This window comes from Flavobacterium sp. LC2016-13 (genome assembly GCF_009707955.1).
In the GTDB taxonomy this organism is placed as follows: domain Bacteria; phylum Bacteroidota; class Bacteroidia; order Flavobacteriales; family Flavobacteriaceae; genus Flavobacterium.
On record NZ_WMDQ01000012.1, the window covers coordinates 159,103 to 166,868 of the forward strand.

At 33.8% G+C, this 7,766-nt stretch carries 6 protein-coding genes; 5 read left to right on the forward strand and 1 reads right to left on the reverse strand.

Annotated elements, in window-relative coordinates; translation table 11 throughout:
* The first annotated feature begins 292 nt into the window (after nt 1-292).
* The 5 genes from GKZ86_RS20900 to GKZ86_RS20920 all read left to right on the forward strand — a co-directional run bounded on the left by GKZ86_RS20900 (nt 293) and on the right by GKZ86_RS20920 (nt 6,270).
* Nucleotides 293-2,452 carry a TonB-dependent siderophore receptor gene (locus tag GKZ86_RS20900; protein WP_194632613.1) on the forward strand — a complete coding sequence of 720 codons (2,160 nt, stop codon included), beginning with the start codon at nt 293-295 and terminating at the stop codon, nt 2,450-2,452.
* Nucleotides 2,453-2,472: 20 nt separating this feature from the next.
* Nucleotides 2,473-3,678: a hypothetical protein gene (locus GKZ86_RS20905; protein WP_154784996.1), complete on the forward strand. Its 1,206-nt coding sequence runs from the start codon at nt 2,473-2,475 to the stop codon at nt 3,676-3,678.
* 11 nt (nt 3,679-3,689) lie between these two features.
* A complete protein-coding gene (locus tag GKZ86_RS20910) occupies nt 3,690-4,001 on the forward strand; it encodes a hypothetical protein (protein ID WP_154784997.1) in 312 nt (103 codons plus the stop codon).
* 5 nt (nt 4,002-4,006) lie between these two features.
* Nucleotides 4,007-5,245, forward strand: coding sequence for a GTP-binding protein (locus GKZ86_RS20915; RefSeq protein WP_154784998.1), 1,239 nt, complete (start codon nt 4,007-4,009; stop codon nt 5,243-5,245).
* Nucleotides 5,246-5,358: 113 nt separating this feature from the next.
* Nucleotides 5,359-6,270, forward strand: coding sequence for an NAD(P)/FAD-dependent oxidoreductase (locus GKZ86_RS20920; protein WP_154785006.1), 912 nt, complete (start codon nt 5,359-5,361; stop codon nt 6,268-6,270).
* Between the two features lie 260 nt (nt 6,271-6,530).
* On the opposite strand, the gene GKZ86_RS20925 is transcribed toward GKZ86_RS20920, so the two are convergent.
* Complete coding sequence (locus GKZ86_RS20925; protein ID WP_154784999.1) at nt 6,531-7,511, reverse strand: helix-turn-helix transcriptional regulator; 981 nt, start codon at nt 7,509-7,511, stop codon at nt 6,531-6,533.
* Nucleotides 7,512-7,766 lie beyond the last annotated feature (255 nt).

Sequence of the window (7,766 nt, forward strand, 5' to 3'; positions counted from 1 at the left end):
CTACATAAAGACTAATAGAAGCCAAAAGAATCCAAAAAACATTTACAACAAAAATACGAACTCGACTATTGATAAAAGAACTCCAAATTTATGATACTCTAAAATCCTTGCTTCCACAAAAAAATCAATTGGCGATTACGCTTTATGAAACCGATAAGAATTATGTAGAGATTGGGGAGTAGCAGTAATTTATGATGGGTTTTTCAAACAAATCATTAACGCAATATTATTGCGTTAATAAAAATAAAACTATATTTGCAACATTATTGCGTTAATGATTTGCAAAATTACTATGAAAACCATACTTATCTTCCTATTACTACTATTACCAATTGGATTATCTGCTCAAAACGAACCAACTGAACCCTCCAAAAAAGAATTGGAAACAAAAACCAATGAACTTAAAGAAGTAAAAATTATAAGCCTGACCGAAGAGCAAAAAGAAGTACTCAAAGTAAAAAACAATATAAATCCAGTAACTATAATTACCACCAAACAATTAGAAAACCGTGCAGGAAATTTAAACGAAGTTTTGGCAAGGCAAGCCGGAGTACAAGTGAGGTCCAGTGGTGGTTTTGGTAGTGAAGCCAGAATTTCTATCCGAGGTTTAGAAGGGAAAAGAGTTCAGGTATTTATTGATGGTAATGCTTTGAACACGCCCGATGGGAGTTTTGGCATCAATGATTTGCCAGTTCAGGTTATCGAAAGAATCGAAATATATAAAGGTTCAGTACCGGCTTATTTAGGTGGAGACGGATTGGGAAGTGCCGTAAATGTTGTTACCAGACACAGAGATATGAGTTATATTGATGCCAATATCTCACGACAATCCTACAATACCGAATCAATGGGATTGATTCTGAAAAAAACATTTTATAAACAAGGAATTGAAATTGGTGGAGGGATTTTCAGTACCAAAAGTGATAACGATTATAGCTTTATGTCTCCCTACCAACCAGATTTAATCATCAAAAGAGACCACGATAAATTTAAGTCGGTATTAGGTGGGCTGTCTATTCGATTTCATAAGCTTTGGTTTGACGAAATAGAAATAGAAACTGCTTTTGTCAATAATGACAAACAAATACAAGGCATTCAAAAAAATATACAAGAAGCCGAAAGCGAGAGCAATTCCAAAGTATTGGCTCTAACTTTGGTCAAAAACCGTTTTTTTGATAATAAATTAAACTTTAGATTTTCGCTACTATTGGGAGATTTTAATGCTAAATTCAAGGATTTATCGTTTTACAGTTACAATTGGGATGGTTCTCGCACCCCTAGTACTTTGGGACAAGGCGAATTAGGCATTGGTCCTAATTTATCGACAAGCATTCAAAAAGAAATTAGACAGCGATTGAATTTGGATTATGCCATAAACGAAAAATACAATCTTAATTTAAACAGCACTTTCAGATACGGAAGTTTTGACCCAAAGGATGATGTGGGAAATGCGTATGCAGGCAAAAATTTATTTAATTATCCTGCTAATTTAACCAACTCGGTTACAGGACTTACTTTTGACAGCAATTTTTTCAATAACAAATTACTGTTTTCAACCGCTGGAAAATATTACAGTAATTACATAGAAGGCTACAACACCAGTATTTACTTGACTGATACTCCTGATAAAATAAGCAACAATACGGGAATTTTTGGGTATAATTTTGGTTTTAGATACCGTTTTACTGAAAATTTTCTCGTGAAAGCAAGTCACGAAAAAGGAGTACGATTACCCAATAATGCGGAGTTTTTTGGCGATGGAATATTAATAACTCCTGCCATTTTCTTAAAACCCGAAGTGGCATACAATAGTTCTTTGGGGTTAATTTTTGACAAAACATATCAAAACGAAAAACGCTTGCAAATCGATGTAAATGGTTTTTATATGAATGTAGAAGAACTTATTCAACTTTCGGGCAACGGACTTTCATTAGGCTATGTCAATTTTGCAAAAGCTCGAATTGTTGGAGCTGATATGGATGTAAAAGCAGATATAACCAAAAGTGTTTTTGCTGGCTTTAATGCTACCTACCAAATCTTAACCGATGCCAATAAGTTTATTCCTGCTACTCAAAACGTTCCAAATCCTACTTATAATTTAGCAATACCCAACACGCCACAATTATTTGCCAATTGGAATTTGGAATTTCATAAAGACAATTGGTTGTGCAAAAACAGTAAAACAAGAATTATTTACGATGGCAGTTTTACCGATGAATTTAATTATGGTTTCAAAATTAGTATTTATGACAATTTTGTGATTCCGGATTATGTAAGTCATACAATCTCTTTTGAGCAATCTTTTCAAGACAATAGATATACCGTTTCTGCCGAAGTCAATAATATAACAGACCAAGAAATACTCAATAATTATAATCTGCCTTTGCCTGGCAGAACATTCCGAATTAAGCTTCGGTATTTATTTTTATCCAAAAACAAACACAATCATTAATCCATTTAAACCTTAATACAATGAAAAAAAATGCCCTCCAATTTATAGGAATACTGTCAGTAACAATACTCCTAAACTCTTGTTCTAAAGACGACAAAATTGATACTTCAAATACAGTTGGTTTTGATAAATTACTATTAGTCAATAATATTACCAGTACCAACCCTGTAATTGGTTATGTAAGTACGTTGAAAGATTTAAGCGTGACTAATCAAACCAATGCCAAAGGAAGGCAAACTGCTCAATATCCGTTTGTAACTTTAAATGGAAACGATGTTTTTGTAATCCCGAATAAAGGAGGCGATATTCTAAAAAAATTCACACGTCAAAATGATAGCACTTTGTCGGAAAGTGGCAGTATCACTTTGCCAGCTTCATCACAATCTATAAGTGTTGTAATCGAAAGTGCTACAAAAGGCTATTGTTCTTTACAAAATCTAGGCAAAATATTGGTTTTCAACCCATCAACTATGGCAATTATTAATTATATCGATTTGACCAGTTATGCCCTTGGCGGAGACGGAAGTCCAGATCCTACGATAATGGCACTTCGAAATGGTAAATTGTATGTAGCCTGCGTGCAAACCTCAAACGGTTATACCAGTGATTATCCCGCACAGGTCTTGATTATTGATGTAGCTAATGCCAATGCGATTACTTCTACAACCGACTCCCGAACTACTTGGGCAGGAAGTATTGACGAACAAAACTCGATGTTTTTTACAGAAAACGGAGATTTATATCTATTCTGTGTGGCTTCGTATGGTTTTGGTGGTCCAACTCAAAAGTGTGGTTTTTTAAGAATTAAAAGTGGACAAACCATATTCGATTCGACTTACTTTTTTAACGTAGCTGATTATTCTGTAACAGGAATTCCAAACAATAAAGTAGATTATCTGCAACACATGCAATACGATAAAAACGGAATTGTATATAGCACAGGAAACATTTATTCTTTGGCAAGCAATCCGCCAAACTATGTTACCGATAGAACTATGGGGGCGTTCAAAGTAGATTTAATCAACAAAACCATTACAAAAATAAACCTGCCCTATTCTAATGGTTATTCCGCATCGGTAGCTGTTTTTGAAAACAAAATTATATGGGGATTGGCTACAACAACCGGAGTTGGACTTTATACCTATGACCCTGCTACAAATACAGCATCTGCAAATCCAGTTGTAAATACACAAGGAGATACTAGTTTGATAAAAGTGTTTAATTAAAAACATAGGAAATGAAAACAATTACAATCCTTCTATTTTTACTTTTTTCAATTGTTCTATTTGCTCAAAAACCATCAACGGATATAAATAAAATTATGAATTCTGGCAATGGTCGCACCATCGAAACGGCTTTTAAAGTAAACAATGTTGATGAAGAATATGATTTGCTTCGGTACTTGAAATTGGTTTCTATAACTCAAAAACTAATAGTCATAGATGGCTTTTTTTATGATGCTATTCAAACCAAATCCAATATTATTTATTTTAAAATAATAAAAAGACAATTGTCCAAGAAAGCCAAAACAACAGCACAAATACTTTAAAAATAATGAAAAAACTACCCGTTACCGTATTGTCAGGATTTCTTGGAGCAGGAAAAACTACTCTACTCAACCATATTCTGCATAACAAAGAAGGATTGAAAGTCGCTGTAATCGTCAATGATATGAGCGAAGTTAATATTGATGCTAATTTGGTAAAAGCAGAAAACACACTTTCTCGCACCGAAGAAAAATTGGTAGAAATGAGCAACGGCTGTATTTGTTGCACCCTGCGAGAAGATTTGATGATTGAAGTGGAGAAACTCGCCAAAGAAAACCGTTTTGATTATTTATTAATCGAAAGTACGGGCATCAGCGAACCCATTCCTGTGGCACAAACATTCACTTTTGTAAACGAGGATGAGAATATCGATTTATCCCGTTTTAGTTATATTGATACAATGGTAACGGTGGTGGATTCCTATAATTTTTTTAAAGATTTTGGTTCTGCCAAAACGCTCGAAGATATTAAGGCAACCAATATCGAAAACGATAATCGCACCATTGTAAATTTATTAGTCGATCAGGTAGAATTTGCCAATGTCATAATCCTCAACAAAACCGATTTGGTCACTCAAAGCCAATTAGAAACTCTAAAAGCTTCTATCAAAAAGCTGAATCCTATAGCCACTATTATTTGTTCGGAATTAGGGAAAGTCAATCCAAACGAAATAATAAATACCGGATTATTCAATTACGAAGAAGCCGAAAATTCCGCAGGCTGGATAAGGGAACTCGAAGGAATCCATACTCCAGAAACCGAAGAATATGGCATTAGCTCGTTTGTTTTTAGAAGTGAAAAACCATTTCATCCGTATCGATTTTGGAATTTCATTTCGGACGATTTTCCGCCAACGATTATTCGTAGTAAAGGGCTATTTTGGATGGCATCACGCCCAGAGCAAGCCATTAACTGGAGTCAGGCTGGCGGTTCTATGAAAGCCGAAAGTGCAGGCGTTTGGTGGGCAAGTATGCCTTTAGGCGAACGTGTAAACTTTAATAATTTTGTCGAAAACCAAGAAATTATTGAAGAACGCTGGACACTGGATTATGGCGATAGATTAAACGAATTGGTTTTTATTGGTATTTCTTTCGACGAAAATGAAGTACGCCAACAATTAGAAAACTGCCTTTGTACTGCCGATGAAATTATGGATTTACAAGACGGATTTTTCTCCAACAAAGACCCATTTCCTATTCCTAGAGCTAACGCATTACAAGGAGAAACCGCTTTTTTGAACGATTAGCAACAATGGAAAAACGGACTAACACAAGAAGAACGTTTATCAAAAAAAGTAGTCTGGCTTTAACCACTTTAGTTTTACCATTTCCTTTCACATCATTTACAAAATTTAATCCTATGACAAACAAAAAAAATCTTGATGCAATTATAATTGGAGGAAGTTATGCTGGACTTTCGGCAGGAATGGCTTTGGGACGAGCATTACGGAATGTTTTAATTATTGATAGCGGAAAACCTTGTAATAGTCAAACACCGCACTCACATAATTTTTTAACCCAAGACGGAAAAACGCCAAAAGAAATTTTAAGTGTAGCAAAAGAACAGGTTTTGAAATACAAAACAATTCATTTTTATGGTGGACTTGTAGTAAGTGGCAGTAAAACCGAAACAGGTTTTGAAATAGAAACCCAATCGGGCGAGAAATTCAGAGCAAAGAAATTGATTTTTGCAACTGGAATTAAAGATATAATTCCACCCATTAAAGGATTCTCTGATTGTTGGGGTATTTCTATTATTCATTGTCCGTATTGCCACGGTTACGAATATAGCAATGACAAAACTGGCATTCTTGCCAATGGCGATATGGCTTTTGAAATGGGGAAATTGATTAGTAATTGGACTAAAGATTTGACGGTTTTTACCAATGGAAAATCAACTTTGACTGAAGAGCAATTAGAAAAATTGGCAAAACATAACATCAAAGTTATTGAAACAGCAATAGACCGCTTTGAACACAATAAAGGGCAAATTGAAAACATTCATTTCAAAGATGGTTCTAAAACGACTATCAAGGCATTATATGCAAGACCTGCTTTCGAGCAACATTGCACAATTCCTGAACAATTAGGTTGTGAATTGACCGAACAGAATTATATAAAAATAGACCCTTTTCAAAAAACAACGCAACACAGCATATTTGCTTGTGGAGACAATACAACTCCTATGCGATTGGTAGCAAATGCTGTTGCAATGGGTGCTTTGTCTGGAGTAATGGTTAACAGAGAATTAACCGAGGAAGAATTTGGCTAAAAAAATCAAAAACTTCTTTCCTTACCTTGATTTATAAGTTATCGTGCCGTTTGTTATTATCGATAAACTACTATTTAAGAACACAGTAACAGAATCTACATCAGTAAAAATTCATAATTTGTTTTGTTTTAGTTGGTAGAACGGTTCATTATTATAATGAGCCGTTTTTTTCATTCTATTAGATTTACAATAATTTTCAAAACTGTACTTTTTTACAACCAAAACTTATAATATATTTCTTTGAGTTATATAAATCACTACTATTTTATAGCACTAGGTACTATTCCATACTTTTTTTTGAAGGCTGTAGTAAAATGTTGGGGGTTTTTATATCCAATTAATTCGGACACCTGATTAACTGCGAAACCTTCCTCAAGGAGCATTTTTTTTGCAAGTTCCATTTTTTCATCATTGATTAATCCAAAAACCGTTGTTCCAAAGACTTCTTTGAATCCTTTTTTCAGCGTAAACTCATTCGTGCCAACTTGGTGTGCTAGCGTAATCAGTGAACAAGGAGTGTTTAAATTGGCTAAAATAAGTTCCTTTGCATTGTGCATTTTTTCTATATCCTTTTTTTTTAGAGAACAAAATACTTCGCATTCGTGCTCACTCATTTGTTCTAATTGTAAAAGGAGTAATTCAATAACTTTGGCTTGAATTAGCATTTTTTTGAATACTCCTTTTCGATTGCAACTGATAATTTCATTTATTACAGAATGCATTTTAACGGTTATTCTCAAATTATGTTTATTGAGAAAGCCTGTAGTTTTTTTATTAATTATTTTTGCAAAATTTTTAAACAATACGCCTTGTTCCGGTAAAAAGTTTGCGAAAAATTGAGGAAGTAAATTTACTTCAAAAATTTGCAATCCCGTGTCAGGACTCCATATCATTTCCCCTTTAAATTGATTAGCGTAAATAATATTATGCTGATTAATACCAAATTCTATGCTCTTTTTGGTGTCATTACAAATGGACTGACTGTTTCCTGACAGCGCAAAATGCATCTCAACGGTTTCCATGTCAGTATCAACTTGAATAATAGTGGTTTTGGCTACCTCTATATTGCCGTAGCCAATATGTATTCCATCAAAGTATAATTCTTTATATTCTCCTTTTCCAAAAAAAAATTCATTCTTATGGGTTACTTCCACAATATCTGATTGTTTAGTAATTGAACCATTATGACTAGATTCTAAAAATATTTCTCCTAGGTCTGCACTATGCAATCGTATTTTCATTTTTTCCGTATTACGTAGATTTTATTCCTTTTGGCGTACGCTGTTCTGTTTATCTAAAAGTAACTTCGCAAAATTAAAAAATTATTTATAAACATTCTAAATAAGTCGTTGTGAAAATTATTAAATTCAAGAATTCAAAACTATTATACCTATCCTTTGTTCTGTTTTTTACCCAAATTGTAAAAACCAGTGATATTGATCATCTGATTCCAATTTAAATTGACCACCAAGTTTTGGTTTAAATTGACCACCTAA

Coding starts and splice junctions, on each gene's coding strand:
- GKZ86_RS20910 (WP_154784997.1), top strand. CDS start 3,690: ATGAAAACAATTACAATCCTTCTATTTTTACTTTTTTCAATTGTTCTA.
- GKZ86_RS20900 (WP_194632613.1), top strand. CDS start 293: ATGAAAACCATACTTATCTTCCTATTACTACTATTACCAATTGGATTA.
- GKZ86_RS20920 (WP_154785006.1), top strand. CDS start 5,359: ATGACAAACAAAAAAAATCTTGATGCAATTATAATTGGAGGAAGTTAT.
- GKZ86_RS20925 (WP_154784999.1), bottom strand. CDS start 7,511: ATGAAAATACGATTGCATAGTGCAGACCTAGGAGAAATATTTTTAGAA.
- GKZ86_RS20915 (WP_154784998.1), top strand. CDS start 4,007: ATGAAAAAACTACCCGTTACCGTATTGTCAGGATTTCTTGGAGCAGGA.
- GKZ86_RS20905 (WP_154784996.1), top strand. CDS start 2,473: ATGAAAAAAAATGCCCTCCAATTTATAGGAATACTGTCAGTAACAATA.